1 pseudogene is annotated in these 1,549 nt (G+C 63.7%); it reads left to right on the top strand.

Features of this window, described 5'->3' with window-relative positions:
* Positions 1–181 precede the first annotated feature (181 nt).
* A pseudogene (locus tag CK227_RS36030) lies at positions 182–1,526 on the top strand (IS5 family transposase).
* Positions 1,527–1,549 lie beyond the last annotated feature (23 nt).

Genomic DNA, 1,549 nt, shown 5'->3' with positions numbered 1-1,549 from the left:
GTCGGCCGTGAACTATCCGCAAGCCATTGATCTGGCCTGTTGATTGAGGCGGATAGCGGCTTTGGAATTGCAGGATTAGCGGTATTTGGACGCTGTTTTCCTGCAATTCGGTTTTGCGATTCCCTTGTGGCGCGGAGCGTGATTCACTCGGTTCGGCGGCGGCGAATCGAGGGGACAGCGAATGTCCAGGCCACGCGAGAAGCGCGAGACGGGAGAGCAGGACCTGTTCCGCTCCCGGCTCGACCAAATCATCAACATGAAGCACGAGCTGGTGCGGCTGGCGCAGGCGATCGACTGGCCGGTGCTGGAGGAGCGTTTCGGCGCCGTCTATTCGGACGGCCCCGGCATGCCGCCGCTGCCGACCCGGCTGATGGCGGGGCTGGCGATCCTCAAGCACACCTTCAACCTGTCGGATGAGGTGCTGTGCGAGCGCTGGGTGGAGAACCCTTATTTCCAGTATCTCACCGGCGAGACGTTCTTTTGCCATACGCTGCCGTTCGACCGCTCCTCGATGACGCGTTGGCGCAGCCGTATGGGCGAGGAGCGGATTATGGTGCTGTTGCAGGAGAGCCTCAGCCTCGCGGTCAAGACCGGGGCGATGAAACCGGCCGACACGCGCCAGGTGATCGTCGACACCACCGTGCAGCCGAAGAACGTCATGTTCCCGACCGACGCCAAGCTCATCCATCGGGCACGCGAACGGCTGGTGCGGCTGGCCAAGAGGACGGGTCTCCATTTGCGCCAGAGTTATGTGCGGGTCGGCAAGCTGGCGCTGATCAGCCACCAGCGCTATGCCCACGCCAAGCAGTTCAAGCGGGCCAACAAGGCGCTACGCAAGCTCAAGACCTATCTCGGCCGGACCATTCGCGACATTGGTCGCCAGATCGCCGGCGATCAGGGGCTGGACGCTGTTCAAATGGCCGCTCTACCAGGCCGCCACCGTTCTCGAGCAACGCCAGCGCCAGCGCGGCCGCAAGATCTACAGCCTGCACGCACACGAGGTGGAATGCATCGGCAAGGGCAAGGCGCATGCGCCCTACGAGTTCGGGGTGAAGGTGTCGGTGGCCACCACGCTGAAGCGCTCCAGGGGCGGCCAGTTCGCCCTGCATGCAAAAGCACTGCCCGGCAATCCCTATGACGGCCACACGCTGGCAAGCGTCATCCCCGACATGGAAAAGACCATCGGCAACGAGATCGGCCGCATCCTCGCCGACGCCGGCTATCGCGGCCACAACGCACCGCAGAGCCACAAGCTCAGGGTCTTCACCGCGGGCCAGAAACGCCGCGTCACCCCAGCCATCAAGCGCCAGATGCGACGGCGGTCGGCGGTCGAGCCCGTCATCGGCCACATCAAGAGCGAACACAGAATGGGCCGCAACTACCTCGCCGGCCAGCAGGGCGACACCCTCAACGCCATCCTGGCCGCCGCCGGCTACAACTTCTCCCTCCTGCTCAGGTGGCTGAAGGGGTTTTTGTCGCTCTTGATTGCCCTGCTTCAAATCCGGCCGAAGCCGGTCGCCGCTTAGGGCTCGGATTGTTCACGGTCGAC

Origin of the sequence: Mesorhizobium sp. WSM4308, from assembly GCF_002294905.1 — a bacterium.
Classification (GTDB): Bacteria; Pseudomonadota; Alphaproteobacteria; order Rhizobiales; family Rhizobiaceae; genus Mesorhizobium.
Note: the sequence above shows the minus strand (reverse complement) of the source record. Positions and strands in the feature narration are given on the sequence as shown.